General features: G+C 55.3%; 13 protein-coding genes. 9 read left to right on the top strand and 4 right to left on the bottom strand.

The features are described from left to right. Positions 1–55: 55 nt before the first annotated feature. The 3 genes from mazG to eno all read left to right on the top strand — a co-directional run bounded on the left by mazG (position 56) and on the right by eno (position 4,089). Complete coding sequence (gene mazG, locus ACOTX2_RS13490) at positions 56–847, top strand: nucleoside triphosphate pyrophosphohydrolase (protein ID WP_003862720.1); 792 nt, start codon at positions 56–58, stop codon at positions 845–847. A gap of 223 nt (positions 848–1,070) precedes the next feature. After that, positions 1,071–2,708 (top strand): glutamine hydrolyzing CTP synthase, encoded by a 1,638-nt coding sequence (gene pyrG / locus ACOTX2_RS13485; RefSeq protein WP_022649202.1) that lies wholly within the window; start codon positions 1,071–1,073, stop codon positions 2,706–2,708. An 82-nt stretch (positions 2,709–2,790) separates the two neighbouring features. After that, positions 2,791–4,089 (top strand): phosphopyruvate hydratase, encoded by a 1,299-nt coding sequence (gene eno, locus ACOTX2_RS13480; protein ID WP_022649201.1) that lies wholly within the window; start codon positions 2,791–2,793, stop codon positions 4,087–4,089. Positions 4,090–4,141: 52 nt separating this feature from the next. Here eno and ACOTX2_RS13475 read toward each other — a convergent pair whose 3' ends face one another. Next, a complete protein-coding gene (locus tag ACOTX2_RS13475) occupies positions 4,142–4,966 on the bottom strand; it encodes a MurR/RpiR family transcriptional regulator (protein WP_063147441.1) in 825 nt (274 codons plus the stop codon). 166 nt (positions 4,967–5,132) lie between these two features. On the opposite strand from ACOTX2_RS13475, the gene ACOTX2_RS13470 reads away from it, so the two are divergent. Genes ACOTX2_RS13470 through queE form a run of 3 tightly spaced genes read left to right on the top strand, consistent with a single transcriptional unit; the run spans position 5,133 to position 8,125 of the window. Beyond that, positions 5,133–6,692 (top strand): maltose/glucose-specific PTS transporter subunit IIC, encoded by a 1,560-nt coding sequence (locus ACOTX2_RS13470; protein ID WP_063147486.1) that lies wholly within the window; start codon positions 5,133–5,135, stop codon positions 6,690–6,692. Then, positions 6,692–7,399, top strand: a complete 708-nt coding sequence (locus ACOTX2_RS13465; protein ID WP_023298492.1) for an N-acetylmannosamine-6-phosphate 2-epimerase — start codon at positions 6,692–6,694, stop codon at positions 7,397–7,399. Before ACOTX2_RS13470 ends, ACOTX2_RS13465 begins: the two co-directional genes overlap by 1 nt. A 54-nt stretch (positions 7,400–7,453) precedes the next feature. Continuing rightward, complete coding sequence (gene queE / locus ACOTX2_RS13460; protein ID WP_006811780.1) at positions 7,454–8,125, top strand: 7-carboxy-7-deazaguanine synthase QueE; 672 nt, start codon at positions 7,454–7,456, stop codon at positions 8,123–8,125. A gap of 17 nt (positions 8,126–8,142) precedes the next feature. Here the strand turns inward: queE and ACOTX2_RS13455 are convergent, their stop codons facing one another. Together ACOTX2_RS13455 and ACOTX2_RS13450 are read right to left on the bottom strand one after the other, a co-directional pair. After that, on the bottom strand, positions 8,143–9,540 hold the full coding sequence (locus tag ACOTX2_RS13455; RefSeq protein ID WP_063147442.1) for an MFS transporter: 1,398 nt from the start codon (positions 9,538–9,540) through the stop codon (positions 8,143–8,145). 27 nt (positions 9,541–9,567) lie between these two features. Further along, positions 9,568–10,737: a M20 aminoacylase family protein gene (locus ACOTX2_RS13450; RefSeq protein WP_022649197.1), complete on the bottom strand. Its 1,170-nt coding sequence runs from the start codon at positions 10,735–10,737 to the stop codon at positions 9,568–9,570. A 171-nt stretch (positions 10,738–10,908) separates the two neighbouring features. Here ACOTX2_RS13450 and ACOTX2_RS13445 point away from each other — a divergent pair, with 171 nt between their 5' ends. Beyond that, positions 10,909–13,263 carry a helix-turn-helix domain-containing protein gene (locus ACOTX2_RS13445; protein ID WP_063147443.1) on the top strand — a complete coding sequence of 785 codons (2,355 nt, stop codon included), beginning with the start codon at positions 10,909–10,911 and terminating at the stop codon, positions 13,261–13,263. On the opposite strand, the gene queD is transcribed toward ACOTX2_RS13445, so the two are convergent. Continuing rightward, complete coding sequence (gene queD / locus ACOTX2_RS13440; RefSeq protein ID WP_006811776.1) at positions 13,248–13,613, bottom strand: 6-carboxytetrahydropterin synthase QueD; 366 nt, start codon at positions 13,611–13,613, stop codon at positions 13,248–13,250. The genes ACOTX2_RS13445 and queD overlap by 16 nt on opposite strands. A 303-nt stretch (positions 13,614–13,916) precedes the next feature. Between queD and cysJ the strand changes: the two genes are divergently transcribed. Both cysJ and cysI read left to right on the top strand, forming a co-directional pair. Then, positions 13,917–15,722, top strand: a complete 1,806-nt coding sequence (gene cysJ / locus ACOTX2_RS13435) for an NADPH-dependent assimilatory sulfite reductase flavoprotein subunit (RefSeq protein WP_063147445.1) — start codon at positions 13,917–13,919, stop codon at positions 15,720–15,722. Then, complete coding sequence (gene cysI / locus ACOTX2_RS13430; RefSeq protein ID WP_023298486.1) at positions 15,722–17,434, top strand: assimilatory sulfite reductase (NADPH) hemoprotein subunit; 1,713 nt, start codon at positions 15,722–15,724, stop codon at positions 17,432–17,434. The genes cysJ and cysI overlap by 1 nt, the downstream gene beginning before the upstream one ends. The last annotated feature ends 12 nt before the right edge of the window (positions 17,435–17,446 follow it).

Below are 17,446 nucleotides of genomic sequence, written 5' to 3'. Positions count from 1 at the left end.
TGTAGGCCGGGTAAGGCAACGCTGCCACCCGGCATTTTGACATCAGGACAGAACTATGACTCAAATCGACCGCCTGCTTGGCATCATGAAACGCCTGCGCGACCCGGAAAACGGCTGCCCGTGGGATAAAGAGCAGACTTTCGCCACCATTGCGCCTTACACGCTGGAAGAAACCTACGAAGTGCTGGATGCGATTTCGCGCGAAGATTTCGACGACCTGCGCGGTGAGCTGGGCGACCTGCTGTTCCAGGTGGTGTTCTACGCACAGATGGCGCAGGAAGAGGGGCGCTTTAACTTTGACGACATCTGCGCCGCTATCAGCGACAAGCTGGAGCGCCGTCATCCGCATATCTTTGGCGATGCCTCCGCAGGCAACAGTGCGGAAGTGCTGGCGCGCTGGGAGCAGATCAAAAGCGCCGAACGCGCTGAAAAATCCCAGCACTCGGCGCTGGACGACATTCCCCTGAACCTTCCTGCGCTGATGCGCGCGCACAAAATTCAAAAGCGCTGCTCGGCGGTAGGGTTTGACTGGACCTCTCTCGGCCCAGTGCTGGAAAAAGTGCACGAAGAGATCGACGAAGTGATGCATGAAGCGCAGCAGGCCGTTGTGGATGAAGCAAAGCTGGAAGAGGAGATGGGCGATCTGCTGTTCGCGACCGTCAACCTTTCTCGCCACCTCGGTGTAAAAGCGGAAACCGCCCTGCAAAAAGCGAACATTAAATTCGAACGTCGTTTCCGCGAAGTTGAGCGCATTGTGGCCTCGCGTGGCCTGGAAATGAGCGGCATTGACCTCGACGCGATGGAGGAAGTCTGGCAGGAAGTAAAACGCCAGGAACATGATCTCTAACGAAATTTTGCGATCAAGCGCAATTTGTGTGATTTTTTAAATGACAAGCGCTTGATTTGCGTCAAAAACATTTACCCAAAAGGGGCTATTTTCTCACTCCTTATGTTTGTCATGGCCTGGGAAGGAGACGGAGAATGAAAGTTTGTGGCGCTCGTCGTGTTCGGGTATACTACTTTCCCGTCCTGGTTATTCCATCGTTTCACCCTAACTTCTCAGGTTCAGCATGACAACGAACTATATTTTTGTGACCGGCGGGGTCGTATCCTCTCTGGGTAAAGGCATTGCCGCAGCCTCCCTCGCAGCCATTCTTGAAGCCCGTGGCCTCAATGTGACCATGATGAAACTGGATCCGTACATCAACGTCGATCCAGGCACCATGAGCCCAACCCAACACGGGGAAGTGTTCGTTACTGAAGACGGCGCTGAAACCGATCTGGATCTTGGCCACTACGAGCGTTTCATCCGTACCAAAATGACCCGTCGTAACAACTTTACGACTGGCCGTATCTACTCTGACGTTCTGCGTAAAGAGCGCCGTGGTGACTACCTGGGCGCGACCGTGCAGGTCATCCCACACATCACTAACGCCATTAAAGAGCGTGTCCTTGCCGGTGGCGAAGGGCATGACGTTGTGCTGGTTGAAATCGGCGGTACCGTAGGGGATATCGAATCCCTGCCGTTCCTCGAAGCGATTCGTCAGCTGGCGGTAGATATTGGTCGTGAGAACGCGCTGTTCATGCACCTGACGCTGGTGCCTTACATGGCGGCAGCAGGTGAAGTGAAAACCAAACCGACTCAGCACTCCGTTAAAGAGTTGCTCTCCATCGGTATTCAGCCTGATATCCTGGTTTGCCGTTCCGATCGCGCGATTCCGGCGAACGAACGCGCGAAAATTGCATTGTTCTGTAACGTGCCTGAAAAAGCCGTTATTTCAATGAAAGACGTCGATTCCATTTATAAAATCCCGGGCCTGTTGAAATCACAGGGTCTGGACGATTATATTTGTAAACGATTCAGCTTGAACTGTCCGGAAGCTAACCTGTCTGAATGGGAGCAGGTGATTTACGAAGAAGCCAATCCGGGCGGCGAAGTGACTATCGGTATGGTCGGCAAGTATATTGAACTGCCGGACGCCTATAAGTCAGTTATCGAGGCGCTGAAGCACGGTGGTCTGAAGAATCGCGTCTCCGTCAACATCAAGCTGATTGATTCGCAGGATGTTGAAACGCGCGGCGTCGAAATTCTAAAAGATCTGGATGCGATTCTCATCCCTGGCGGCTTCGGCTACCGTGGTGTTGAAGGCAAGATCGCCACTGCACGCTATGCGCGTGAAAACAATATTCCATACCTCGGCATCTGCCTGGGTATGCAGGTTGCGCTGATTGAATTTGCGCGCAACGTAGCGGGAATGGAAAACGCGAACTCTACGGAATTTGTGCCAGACTGTAAGTACCCTGTCGTGGCGCTGATTACGGAATGGCGCGACGAAGACGGTAACGTCGAAGTCCGTACCGAGAAGAGCGATCTGGGTGGCACCATGCGTCTTGGCGCACAGGCCTGCCAGCTGTCAGACGATAGCGTGGTTCGCAAGCTGTACGGCGAGCCGGTGATTACCGAGCGCCATCGTCACCGCTATGAAGTCAACAACATGTTGTTGAAACAAATTGAAGCTGCGGGTCTGCGTGTTGCGGGCCGTTCCGGGGATGATCAGTTAGTCGAGATCATCGAAGTGCCAAACCATCCGTGGTTCGTGGCCTGCCAATTCCACCCGGAATTTACTTCAACGCCGCGTGACGGGCATCCGCTGTTTGCAGGCTTCGTGAAAGCCGCCAGCGAGTACCAGAAGCGTCAGGCGAAGTAAAAAAAGTTAGAACGGCAACGCGTACCCCTGGTACGCGTTGTTTGTCTGGAGTTTTAGTTTAACTTGTACTGAGGAAAATCTAATGTCCAAAATCGTTAAAGTCATCGGTCGTGAAATCATCGACTCCCGTGGTAACCCGACCGTTGAAGCCGAAGTTCATCTGGAAGGTGGTTTCGTCGGTATGGCTGCTGCTCCATCAGGCGCATCTACAGGTTCCCGCGAAGCGCTGGAACTGCGTGATGGCGACAAATCCCGTTTCATGGGCAAAGGCGTACTGAAAGCGGTTGGCGCTGTTAACGGTCCTATTGCTCAGGCTATCGTTGGCAAAGATGCCAAAGATCAGGCTGGCATCGACAAGATCATGATCGATCTGGACGGTACTGAAAACAAATCTAACTTCGGTGCGAACGCAATCCTGGCAGTTTCCCTGGCGAACGCCAAAGCAGCAGCAGCTGCTAAAGGTATGCCACTGTTCGAGCACATCGCTGAACTGAACGGCACCCCAGGCAAATACTCCATGCCTGTACCAATGATGAACATCATCAACGGTGGTGAGCACGCAGACAACAACGTTGATATTCAGGAATTCATGATTCAGCCTGTTGGCGCGAAATCCCTGAAAGAAGCGGTGCGTATGGGTTCTGAAGTGTTCCACAACCTGGCTAAAGTTCTGAAAGCTAAAGGTATGAACACTGCTGTTGGTGACGAAGGTGGCTACGCGCCGAACCTGGGTTCTAACGCAGAAGCGCTGGCTGTTATCGCTGAAGCGGTTAAAGCAGCAGGCTACGAGCTGGGCAAAGACATCACCCTGGCGATGGACTGTGCAGCATCTGAATTCTACAAAGACGGAAAATACGTTCTGGCTGGCGAAGGCAACAAAGCATTCACCTCCGAAGAGTTCACCCACTTCCTGGAAGACCTGACCAAACAGTACCCAATCGTTTCTATCGAAGACGGTCTGGACGAGTCTGACTGGGATGGTTTCGCATACCAGACCAAAGTACTGGGCGACAAAATCCAGCTGGTTGGTGACGATCTGTTCGTAACCAACACCAAGATCCTGAAAGAAGGCATCGAGAAAGGCATCGTTAACTCCATCCTGATCAAATTCAACCAGATCGGTTCTCTGACCGAAACGCTGGCTGCGATCAAAATGGCGAAAGACGCTGGCTACACCGCTGTTATCTCTCACCGTTCTGGCGAAACTGAAGACGCTACCATCGCTGACCTGGCTGTGGGTACCGCTGCTGGCCAGATCAAAACCGGTTCTATGAGCCGTTCTGACCGTGTTGCTAAATACAACCAGCTGATTCGTATCGAAGAAGCGCTGGGCGAAAAAGCACCTTACAACGGTCGTAAAGAGATCAAAGGCCAGGCATAAGCCTGAACTTTCGTTCTTATGAAAAAACCCGCTTCGGCGGGTTTTTTGTTTTCTATAGCAGAAGCGGCAGCGTGGCGCTGGCCGTTTGCTGGCTTACGTCACCGTAATGGCTGTCTACTGCAATAAGGGAAGTGGTAAGCAGTTCAACCAGCAGCATCACGCCAACCTTGGCATTGAGCGCACCCGCGCTCAGCGGTCCCTCGGGCTTGGCTGCAACCAGCTGTAAATCGCTCAGGGAGGCCAGCGGGCTGCGGGGTGTATTGCTGAGCGCCAGTACCTTAACGCCACGCTTGCGGGCGAGTTTCACCACGTGAAGCAGATCCCGTGTAGAGCCAGAACTTGAGATGGCCACCACCAGCGTCTCTTTCGAGAGCGTCGTCGCATTCATGGCGGCGCGATGCATATCGCTAAACAGCTGTGCAGGTTTGCCGAGTCGCAGCAGCTTGTAATGCAAATACTCCCCCAGAATCGCGCTGGCTGCCACCCCGTAAATTTGCACTGATTGCGCCTGATGCAGGGCCAGTGTCGCCTGTTCAAGCTGGGCCCGGTCGAGGAGTTTTGCGGTATCTTGCAGCGCCTGGACAGACTCATCCACCACGTTATCTATCGCATCTCCTGCCTGACGCTCTGGCAAACCCTGCGGAATATCCAGCGCAAGCGCCATTTTAAATTCGTTATATCCCTTACAGCCCAGCGTGCGGCAAAGGCGTGTGACGCTGGCCTCGCTGGTGCCGCTTTCACGCGCCAGCTCGGTGATCGTCAGGTAGAGCACCCTGGCAGGATCGTTGAGAACAAACTCCCCCAGTTTTTGTTGCGTTGGGCTGTACCCGGAAGCCTCCTGGCGTAGCTTCAGCAGCAGGTTTTCATGGTCCGACATGCTAGATCCTTAATGCGTTTCTCTGCCAACTAGTGTGGCGGAAAGCGGGGGAGAGATGCCAGTCATTTCGAAAAAGTATGATCGGCGTCCTGGTTTTTGGTGGTAATTTTCACAATTAAAATTATATGTGGTAAAAATTTTCATCAACAACTAGGGGGATAAAAAAATGATGCAAATGTTCAGCGGAGCGTCTTCCGGCGGATGGTTTGAAAAAGCGCAGCGCTTTGGCAAATCCTTTATGTTACCTATCGCCATACTGCCCGCAGCAGGTCTGTTGTTGGGGATCGGCGGGGCGCTATCGAATCCGAATACGCTAACCGCGTATCCATTTTTAGACGTTGGCTGGCTACAGGCCATATTTACCATCATGAGCAGTGCAGGCTCGATTGTGTTCGCAAACCTGTCGGTACTGTTTGCTGTTGGGGTCGCCGTTGGGCTGGCAAAAAATGATAAAGGTACGGCAGGGCTGGCGGCATTACTCGCTTATCTGGTGATGAATGCCACTATCAATGCGCTGCTGATCCTGACCGGAAAACTGGCGTATGAGAACCCGGGCGCCGTAGGGCAGGGCATGACGCTGGGTATTCAGACGCTTGAAACGGGCGTGTTTGGTGGGGTCGTTATTGGGCTTGTGACCTGCGCACTGCATCATCGGTTTAATAAAATCGCGCTTCCGCAATTTCTGGGCTTTTTTGGCGGCTCGCGCTTCGTTCCCATTATCAGCTCGCTGGCGGCGATACTTGTCGGCGCGCTGATGACCGTGGTCTGGCCGCATTTTCAGAAGCTGATCTTTGGCCTTGGCGGGTTGGTGGATGCCACCGGCTATCTGGGGACATTGCTGTACGGTTTTATCCTGCGCATGCTTGGCCCGTTTGGCCTGCACCACATCTTTTATCTGCCGTTCTGGACTACCGCGCTTGGCGGCAGTGAAATTGTTAACGGTCACCTGGTTGAGGGCACGCAGCGGATCTTCTTTGCTCAGCTCGCGGACCCGAACACCCAGCACTTCTATGAGGGCACGTCGCGCTTCATGTCCGGGCGCTTTATTACGATGATGTTTGGCCTGCTGGGCGCCTGCCTGGCGATGTACCACACGGCTAAACCCGAGAACAAGAAGCGCGTAGCCGGGCTGCTGCTGTCAGCGGCGTTAACCTCTTTCCTGACGGGCATTACCGAGCCCATCGAGTTCTCATTCCTGTTTATTGCGCCGGTGCTGTACGTCATTCATGCGCTGTTTGACGGGCTGGCGTTTATGCTCGCGCACATGCTGCATATCACCATCGGGCAAACTTTCTCCGGCGGGTTTATTGATTTCGTGCTGTTCGGCATTTTGCAGGGTGAAGCGAAAACTAACTGGATGTTCGTCCCGCTGGTAGGCGTACCGTGGTTCTTCCTTTACTACTGTACTTTCCGCTATCTGATTAAACGTTTTGATTTTGCCACGCCGGGCCGTGAAAAGGAGGCGTTGGCTGACGAGGCTACCCTGCCGCAAAGCGAGCGTGCCGCGGCGGTGATCGCCGGATTGGGTGGAAGAGACAATCTGGATGACGTTGACTGCTGCGCCACGCGTCTTCGCGTCACGGTGAAAGACGGTAGCAAAGTCAATGAAGCAGCACTGAAAGCGACCGGCGCGCGCGGCGTTATCGTCCGCGGCAACGGTGTCCAGGTCATCTATGGCCCGCACGTCACCCTTATCAAAAACGAAGTGGAAGAGATCTTATCGTAATGAAAACTGTACTGGATAACCTGAAAGGAAAACTGGTCGTCTCCTGCCAGGCGCTGGAAAATGAACCGCTGCACAGCCCGTTTATTATGTCGCGAATGGCGCTGGCGGCAGCCCAGGGCGGTGCCGCTGCGATCCGCGCCAATAGCGTGGTGGATATCAAGGCTATCAAAGGGCTGGTCTCACTGCCGGTCATCGGCATCATCAAACGGGACTATCCGGATAGCGAGGTGTTTATCACCGCGACGCTCAAAGAAGTGGATGAGCTGATGGCGGTCGCCCCGGACATCGTTGCGCTGGATGCAACCGCCCGGAAACGGCCCGGTGGCGTATCGCTGGACATGCTGATCGCGCAGATCCGCACCCGTTACCCTTCGCTGCTGCTGATGGCGGATATTGCCACCGTGCAGGAGGCCGTGACCGCGCAGGCGCTGGGGTTTGATTGTGTCGGAACCACCCTTTACGGTTATACGGCAGAGACCGCGGGCCATTCGCTACCGGAAAATGACTGCGCGTTTTTGAAAGAGGTGCTGTCTGCCGTCACGATCCCCGTGATTGCCGAAGGTAACGTGGATACCCCCGATCGCGCGGCCAGGTGTCTGGAGTTGGGGGCGCATACGGTTGTCGTCGGCGGGGCGATCACCCGACCGCAGCAAATTACGGAACGGTTTATGGCGGCAATTGGCGCGCAAAGCACCGATGGAGCATGATCATCTGACGGGGATCTGCGATACTTATCGTTTATTCCCTTAACAGAGTTGACTATGCAGTACCCGATTAACGAGATGTTCCAGACCCTGCAAGGCGAGGGTTACTTTACCGGCGTTCCCGCTATCTTTATTCGTTTACAGGGATGCCCGGTTGGCTGCGCCTGGTGTGATACCAAACATACGTGGGATAAGCTCGCAGATCGGGAAGTGTCGCTGTTCAGCATTCTGGCGAAAACCAAAGAGAGCGATAAATGGGGCGCGGGCAGCGCGGAAGATCTGCTTGCCATTATTGGTCGTCAGGGCTGGACGGCGCGGCATGTGGTGATCACCGGCGGGGAACCCTGCATTCACGATCTGATGCCCCTCACCGAACTGCTCGAGAAGAACGGCTATAGCTGTCAGATCGAAACCAGCGGTACCCATGAAGTGCGCTGCTCCCATTCAACGTGGGTAACGGTTTCACCGAAAGTGAATATGCGTGGCGGTTATGACGTGTTGTCGCAGGCGCTTGAGCGTGCGGATGAGATCAAACATCCGGTGGGGCGCGTGCGTGACATCGAAGCGCTGGACGAACTGCTGGCGACGCTGACGGACGAAAAGCAGCGCGTGATCGCGCTACAGCCTATCAGCCAGAAAGACGATGCAACCCGTCTGTGCATTGAAACCTGTATCGCCCGCAACTGGCGCCTGTCGATGCAGACGCACAAATATCTGAACATTGCCTGATACTTGTGTGGCCCCGCTTAACGCGGGGCTTTTGTTGTTGGCAGTAAAGCCCAGGTCACGACTGCCGACCCAAGGCAAATCGCACTGTTGAACAGCAAGGCATACTGCGCGGCACTGGCCGTTCCCATCGGCAGCCATAGGGCGTACAGCGATGCGGTGACCGCGATCCCCATTGCGCCGCCCAGGGAACTGCCCATCTTATAGATCCCTGAAGCCACCCCCACTTTGTTTTCAGGGGCATTCATTACCGCCGTGTCCGTTGAGGGCGTGGCGTAACATCCGAGCCCCAGCCCGAATAAAATATTGCTCAGAAAGACGGTGACAATGTAGACCTCTTTGCTTAAGAAGGTGCATGAAATCAGCGTAATACCTGTTGCGGTCAGCAGCGGGCCGGTCATCATCGGCAGCCTGGCGCCATAGCGCTGAAGCAGTTTTTCACCCACCCGGATCATCGCCAGTACGGTAACCAGATACCCCAGCGTCATCATACCGGTCTGTAGCGGTGACAGATGATGGCCTTGCTGCAACCAGATGCTGGCGATCATCATGGTGCCAATGCAGCCGTTGAGCAGGAAATTTGAGAATACCGAGGCGCTATAGGCACGGTTTTTAAACAGGGCGAAATCGATCAATGCCGCATCGCCCTTCCGCCGCCCGGTAACGACAAAGCACATCAGTGCAATCACGGCTCCACACAGTACAAGAAGCGATAAACTGCTGCTCCAGCCCCAGCTGTGTCCTTTGCTGATAAACAGATTGAACAGCACCAGCATAAGGACAAAACTCACCAGGCCGCTGATATCCAGTTTGTGTCGACACGCATCAGGGCTGCGGCTTTCCGGCGTGGCGCGGATAAGCAATAGCGCGACCAGAGCCACCACTATCGACAAAATAAAAATCCAGCGCCAGCCCAGCGTGGTGGCGATGGCGCCTCCCACAAACGAGCTCAGGCCACTCCCTCCCCATGAACCAATAACCCAGAAGCTGATTGCGCGCTGGCGTGCTTTCCCTTCATACCAGGTCTTAATCAGCGCCAGCGTGGCGGGCATGATGCAGGCCGCGGATAGCCCCTGTATCGCTCTTCCCAACAGAAACAGGACGGGCTCCCATGAAATGAACAGCAGACCGCTTCCGATTATGCTCAAAATCAGGCCTGTCATGGTCAGGCGCATGCGCCCAAACTTATCGGCAAACCCACCGCAGGCTACGACAAAACAGCCGCTAAACAACGCGCTCAGGCTGACGGCCAGCGTAAGGGTTTCGAGGGCAATGTCGAGGCTATTCTGCATGGCCGGAACCACGTTGATAACCGACTGGGCAAACAGCCAGAAGGTCAGAACGCTCATGACGATACCCGCCAGCAGCCGATCGTTACCGGCGTAGGCGGATGCGTCTGTCAGGGAAACGGTACTCATAATGCAGCCCTCCCGGGAAGGTGCGAATCAGCGCAGATAGTGTTCGGTCAGTGCGGCCCACAGCGCCGCGCCGGTGAGGAGAATAGTGTCGTTAAAGTCGTAGCCCGGGTTATGCACCATGCAGCGGTCAGGCTCATCGCCAGCGCCAAGGGTGAAATAACAGCCATTGGGATTTTTCTCGAGCATGAACGCAAAGTCCTCGCTGCCCATAAACGCATTCACCTCCGCGACGGAATCCTGACCGAACAGATCGGTGGCGACGCTGCGCACCATCTCATTGGCTTGCGGATTGTTTTTCAGTACCGGGCTGCCATTAATGTGTCGAATGGTAGCCGTGGCATTGAAACTTTCCGCCTGCGCAACGGCGATATCATGGATGCGCTGTAGCACGGTTTGCCGCACGCTTTCATCCAGCGTGCGCACGGTAAGTTTCATCAATACTTTGTCGTTGATGATGTTGGGGGCATGTCCAGCCTGAATGCTGCCTACGGTAACGACGGCAGGCTGAAAAGGGGTGATATTGCGCGAAACAATGGACTGCAAAGCGATAGTGATATGACAGGCAACCAGGGTGGCATCTACGGTATGTTCTGGCACCGCACCGTGACCCCCCACGCCGTTAACCTCAATATGAAGGGTGTCAGAAGAGGCCATCATGGCGCCATCGCGCAGACCAATTTTTCCGACGGGCTGTGACGGCATATTGTGCAGACCAAAAATGTGGTCGCAGGGGAACAGGTCAAACAAACCGTCCTCTACCATAACGCGTCCGCCATACAGAAGTTCTTCCGCAGGCTGAAAAATAAGGTGCAGCGTGCCGTTAAAATTGCGGGTGCGTGCCAGGTACTCCGCTGCATACAGGAGCGTTGTGGTGTGGCCGTCATGACCGCAGCCGTGGAATTTACCCTCAACGGTACTGCTCCAGGCCTTGCCGCTGTTTTCCTGCATAGGCAGCGCATCCATGTCGGCGCGCAGACCCAGGCGTTTAGGCCCGTTACCCACCTTCAGCGTGCCGACCACACCGGTTTTCGCCAGGCCGCGATGAACCTCATATCCCCATTCCTCAAGCAACGCCGCAACGCGATCGCTCGTATTGTGCTCCTCAAAACCAATTTCAGGATGCTGATGAAAATAGCGACGTAATTCAGTGAACTGGGCCTCTTTGCCGCGCAGAGCTTCGATAATTGGATGTGTCATTTTTGTTATCCTTTTTATGCCAAACGGTGATAATTTCGAGTCTATGACGATCGCACTGCCAGAAAATGCATTTTTTTGTTGTAAAGCGACGGTTTTGTTTTGATTGTTTTTCATACAATTCCGTTATGACAAAAAAGAGCCGGTCATTATTTGTCTTTGATGAGGGGAAAGATGAATCAGCGGGGAGATGAATTTTGGGTGGAGATCCAGGACATTCGCCACTGCGTGGAGGATGAAGGCGATACGCTAACGTTGCTCTGGGTGCTGGAAGGGCGGGCTGAGCTGAATACCGATGTGGGACGTGACATCCTGGAGGCCAATACCCTTGCCATCATCAACCGTCATCGGTGCTGGCAGTTCACGAGCGAAACGGCAAATATCACCCTGCGCGTGTCCCTTTCCGGGCGCTGGGTGGTCCAGCTCTGCAATGATTTTTTTGTCCATGATTACGCTATACCGGCAGAAGCCGGAGGCGTCTGGCCCCAATGCGATGCGCTTCGCGATCTGCTGCGCCAGCTTCTTGTGGTCACCCTCATCAACGACCCACACCGCTACCGGCTGGAGGCGTACCGCTGGCTGAGCGAGATATTGCTGTTGCTGACCAGCCGCTTTCAGCAGCCCGCCCGGTTTTTGTCCCGTGAACTTTCCCCAGCGCACAGCAAACGCATTGCCCGGGTGATAGAGCGGATCAATGCCAGTTATTCTCGCCGTATTACGCTTGCGGAAATCGCCGCGAGTGAATATGTCTCTGAAGCCTGGCTCTCTCGTCTCTTTCGCAAGGAGGTGGGGATCAGTTTCATGCAGTACATCACCACCCTGCGGCTGGAAAAGGCGGCTGACGCGCTCCGTCTGACGAACCGACCGCTGCATCAGATTGCGCTTGAGCAGGGTTTCGCCAGCACGCGTATGATGACCGATCGGTTTCGGCGTGTTCACAATATGTCCCCGGGTGAGTTTCGTAAGTCCCGACGCCAGCACCCGGAGGCCACACGTGTTCGTACGGACAGGTGTGAGCAGCGCTATCCGGTGGCCATGGATAAGCTGTTTAGCCTGCTCAATGAACCGGTGGCGCGCGGCTGGGGAGCCTCCCCGCTTATCGATCGCCCGCAGCAGGAGCAGACACTGGATCTTGAGCAGCTTAATCCTCTCTCCACCTCGCTGCGCCGTATGCGGGTAGTCATTACTCTGCGTGAGCTCGACGATTTACTGCGTGAGGACGTTCGTCAGAATCTTGAAGCGATAAATGAGGCCATTCCCATAGAGGGAATTGATATCGCCGAACCTTTTCTCAGCAGCCGTCTGTTTGCCACCGGGTGGGATGACCCCCAGATGGCGGGCTACGCCTGCTGGTACAATCTGCATCAGCTCTTCACCTGGCTGGCAAAAAAGCAATGGACGGTGCTGCTGCACACCGGCGTAACGACCCGTCGCGATCTACTTGCCCGTTTTTTACAACGGTCGGTCAATCATTTTTCGCCCGAGATCACCGCGGGCTGGCACTTTGTCATGCACTGGTCAACACAGGCGAGTGAGGAGACCCGGGAGCAGGTCTGGCTGGCGCAGCAAAACGTCATACGCAACTATCTGCCACAGGCAAAGTTTGGTTTATGGCATCGATTTTCACCCGACAGCGCGGGCGTGAGCGACAATACCCTGTTCAGCTCAGCCATCCTGATGCAGGCCGATTTTCTTGCCTGTTCAGCCGATGCCAATGAACTTCTCGATCCTGCGCAGCGGGAGCCAGCCCAACTCTCTTCTACAGAAAATTATCCGGTACAGAAGATCCGCCAGATTATCGCCGCCCTTCGTCTGCGCAAATGTTCGCTTCCCGTCTGGCTTCTCTCCTGGAATACCCTCACCGGGAACACGCGGGCGACAAACGGCTGGTTTTTTCGTGGGGCGCTGCTGATGCAAAGCCTGCTCGGGCTATCGGAGCAGGTCTGGCTAGGGGGATTCTGGCTCAATTCGGGCCTTCAGGGTGAAGCTCGTGCGAACAATACCATCGATACGTCAAGCCTTGCGCTACAGTACAACCATGGTCTCCCACGGCCGGTTTATTGGGTACTCTGGCTCTGGCAACGCCTGCGGGGCGAGGTGCTGGTAAACGACGGGCGTGTTCTGCTCATGCGCCATCACAATGGTTACCAGTTGCTGCTGCGTAATGTGGTGGTTTTTAATCCGCTCCTTTCCAGTGAAGAAGCATTCATCCAGCGTTTTCACCAGCAGTATCATTTACACCTGAAGGGAATGCGCGGTATTTGGCGAATTAAACGCCATCTTTTCGATCAGCATAACGGCGCGCTCTATCCGTTGCTTGAAGGGGTAGGCAGCGAAAGCGGCCCTGACGAAGAGATGTGGCGCTGGATAGCGCACAAAGCGCGTCCAACGCTTTCCCTGTACGATGAACGCATTGATGACGGCTGGCAACTGACAGAATCACTGGAGAGTAATGCGCTGGTGCTCTATGAGTTTACGCCGCTCGTGCCTCTTGAGGCCGAAACGGAGGAGATTCACTCCCCGCGGTAGACGCAGCCTGCCGTGCAGGTCTCTTTGATCATCACCGCGCTCAGCAGCGGCACAAGCGGTTTCATCTGATCCCAAATCCATTTCGCCAGCACTTCGCTGGTCGGGTTTTCAAGGCCCGGAATATCATTCAGATAGTAGTGATCGAGACGATCGTAGGTCGGCTTAAACGCGGCCTTCAGTTCGGCAAAGTCCATGATCCAGCCCGTATGGGGATCGACTTCACCGGTGATTTCAAGACGCACCATAAACGAGTGTCCATGCAGGCGGCCACATTTGTGCCCGGCAGGAACGTGTGGAAGGTGGTGTGCGGCTTCGAAGGTGAAATCTTTAAACAGTGTGGTGGACATCATAGCTCTCAGGAATGCGGAAAAAACCGCCGCATAGTACCGGAAAGCACAATTTTTATCATTAACTAAAACGGCTCTGAACGGTCACCGCCTCGTATTCATGGTGTTTATCGACTTTTGTTGTTTTATTTCATGTAGTTATTTAATCGCTTTTATCGTTAAGAACGATAACTAAAACAGGTTAGTCCATTTGGTTATTTATTATTTCCATCCCTTCTTTAATTGTTATTATCCCCGCCGTTAACCTTATCTTCAGTTTGGATTTATTCGCTTAAAGTCCGCTTTGCTACTGGAACATAACGACGCATGACAACACAGGCCCCACCTTCAAATTTGCTTCCCCTTAACCCGGAGCAACTGGCGCGCCTCCAGGCCGCGACTTCCGATTTTTCACCCACCCAGCTTGCCTGGGTCTCCGGCTATTTCTGGGGAATGCTGAACCAGCAGCCGGGTGCTGTGGCAGGCGTCCCGCCAACGGCCGTTGAAATTCCTGCCATCACGCTTATCTCCGCTTCGCAAACGGGTAATGCCCGTCGTGTGGCCGAAGCGCTGCGTGATGACCTGCTCGCCGCGAAGCTGAACGTTAACTTGGTCAACGCCGGGGATTATAAATTCAAACAGATCGCGTCAGAAAAACTGCTGGTGGTGGTGGCGTCAACGCAGGGGGAAGGTGAGCCTGCTGAAGAAGCCGTCGCGCTGCATAAGTTCCTGTTCTCGAAAAAAGCGCCAAAGCTCGAGGGCACCGCCTTTGCCGTCTTCGGCCTCGGTGATACGTCCTATGAATTTTTCTGCCAGTCCGGTAAAGATTTCGACAGCAAGCTGGCGGAGCTGGGCGCAGAGCGCCTGCTGGATCGCGTAGACGCTGACGTGGAATACCAGGCCGCCGCCGCCGAATGGCGGGCGCGCATCGTTGAGGTGCTGAAGGCCCGCGTCCCGAAAGAGACGCCAGCGCAGGCCGCCGTTACCGTAGCCGGCACCGTTAACGAAATCCACACCAGCCCTTACACGAAAGAGGCGCCGCTGACGGCGAGCCTGTCGGTAAACCAGAAAATCACGGGCCGTGATTCAGAAAAAGACGTGCGCCATATCGAAATCGATCTCGGTGACTCTGGCCTGCGTTACCAGCCTGGCGATGCGCTGGGCGTCTGGTATCAGAACGATCCGGCGCTGGTGAAAGAGCTGGTCGAGCTGCTGTGGTTGAAAGGCGATGAACCGGTTACCGTGGATGGCAAAACGCTCTCGATCTCCGAGGCGCTCCAGTGGCATTTCGAACTGACGGTGAACACCGCCAACATCGTTGAAAACTACGCCACCTTAACCCGCAGCGAATCGCTCCTTCCGCTGGTCGGGGACAAGGCGAAGTTACAGCAATACGCGGCGACAACGCCGATTGTCGATATGGTGCGTTTCTCTCCGGCACAGCTGGATGCTGACGCGCTGGTCGGCCTGCTGCGTCCGCTGACCCCGCGCCTGTACTCCATCGCCTCCTCGCAGGCGGAAGTGGAAAACGAAGTCCACATCACCGTTAGCGTGGTGCGTTACGACATCGAAGGCCGCGCGCGCGCGGGTGGGGCGTCAGGCTTCCTGGCAGACCGCGTGGAAGAAGAGGGTGAAGTTCGCGTCTTTATCGAGCACAACGACAACTTCCGCCTGCCGGCGAACCCCGAAACGCCGGTGATTATGATTGGCCCGGGCACCGGTATTGCGCCATTCCGCGCCTTTATGCAGCAGCGTGCAGCAGACGACGCGGCGGGTAAAAACTGGCTGTTCTTCGGCAACCCGCACTTTACTGAAGATTTCCTCTACCAGGTTGAGTGGCAGCGCTACGTCAAAGAGGGCGTGCTGACCCGCATCGATCTGGCCTGGTCCCGCGATCAGAAAGAAAAAGTATACGTACAAGACAAACTGCGCGAACAGGGCGCAGAGCTGTGGCGCTGGATCAATGACGGCGCCCACATTTATGTCTGCGGCGACGCCAATCGCATGGCGAAAGACGTTGAGCAGGCACTGCTGGAAGTGATTGCCGAATTCGGCGGTATGGATGCCGAAACGGCGGATGAATTTTTAAGTGAGCTGCGCGTAGAGCGCCGTTATCAGCGAGATGTCTACTAATGAGCGAAAAACATCCTGGCCCACTGGTGGTCGAAGGCAAACTGACTGATGCCGAGCGCATGAAGGTAGAGAGCAACTACCTGCGCGGTACCATTGCCGAAGATTTAAATGACGGCCTGACCGGCGGTTTCAAAGGCGACAACTTCCTGCTGATCCGTTTCCACGGTATGTACCAACAGGACGACCGCGATATCCGCGCCGAGCGTGCCGAACAGAAGCTGGAGCCGCGTCACGCGATGCTGCTGCGCTGTCGTCTGCCGGGCGGGGTAATCACCACGAAACAGTGGCAGGCGATCGACAAGTTTGCCGGTGAAAACACAATCTACGGCAGCATTCGTCTGACCAACCGTCAGACCTTCCAGTTCCACGGCATTCTGAAGAAGAACGTCAAGCCGGTGCACCAGATGCTGCACTCCGTGGGTCTGGACGCGCTGGCGACCGCCAACGACATGAACCGTAACGTGCTCTGCACCTCGAACCCGTACGAATCTGAGCTGCACGCCGAAGCGTACGAGTGGGCGAAAAAAATCTCCGAACATCTGCTGCCACGTACCCGCGCCTATGCGGAGATCTGGCTCGATCAGGAGAAAGTCGCCACCACCGATGAAGAGCCGATCCTCGGCCAGACCTACCTGCCACGTAAGTTTAAAACCACGGTGGTGATCCCGCCGCAGAACGATATCGACCTGCACGCCAACGACATGAACTTCGTGGCGATTGCCGAAAACGGCAAGCTGGTCGGCTTTAACCTGCTGGTGGGCGGCGGTTTGTCCATCGAGCACGGTAATAAGAAAACCTACGCCCGCACCGCGAGCGAGTTCGGCTTCCTGCCGCTGGAGCACACGCTGGCCGTGGCAGAGGCGGTGGTCACGACCCAGCGCGACTGGGGGAACCGTACCGATCGTAAAAACGCGAAAACCAAATACACGCTCGAACGCGTCGGCGTGGAGACGTTCAAAGAGGAAGTGGAGCGTCGTGCGGGGATCAAATTTGAGCCGATCCGCCCTTACGAATTCACCGGTCGCGGCGATCGCATCGGCTGGGTGAAAGGCATCGACAATAACTGGCACCTGACGCTGTTTATCGAAAACGGCCGTATTCTTGATTATCCGGGCCGCCCGCTGAAAACCGGCCTGCTGGAAATCGCAAAGATCCACAAAGGCGAGTTCCGTATTACCGCCAACCAGAACCTGATCGTCGCCAGCGTGCCGGAAAGCGATAAGGCGAGAATTGAAGAGCTGGCCCGCGAGCACGGGTTGATGAATGCGGTGAGCGCGCAGCGTGAAAACTCAATGGCCTGCGTGTCGTTCCCGACCTGTCCGCTGGCGATGGCCGAAGCCGAGCGATTCCTGCCGTCCTTCACTGATAAAGTGGAAGCGATTCTGGAAAAACACGGTATTCCGGACGAGCATATTGTTATGCGCGTGACGGGCTGTCCGAACGGCTGCGGCCGCGCGATGCTGGCCGAAATCGGTCTGGTAGGGAAAGCGCCGGGTCGCTATAACCTGCACCTGGGCGGTAACCGTATCGGGACACGTATTCCGCGTATGTTCCGCGAGAACATCACCGAGCCGGAAATTCTCGATTCCCTCGACGTGCTTATCGGACGCTGGGCGAAAGAGCGCGAAGCGGGTGAAGGCTTCGGCGACTTTACGGTACGTGCGGGTATCATTCGCCCGGTGCTCGATCCCGCAAGGGATTTCTGGGAGTAATCCATCCTTTGC

Origin of the sequence: Enterobacter cloacae complex sp. IR5412 (genome assembly GCF_049237385.1) — a bacterium.
In the GTDB taxonomy this organism is placed as follows: Bacteria; Pseudomonadota; Gammaproteobacteria; order Enterobacterales; family Enterobacteriaceae; genus Enterobacter; species Enterobacter intestinihominis.
Note: the sequence above shows the minus strand (reverse complement) of the source record. Positions and strands in the feature narration are given on the sequence as shown.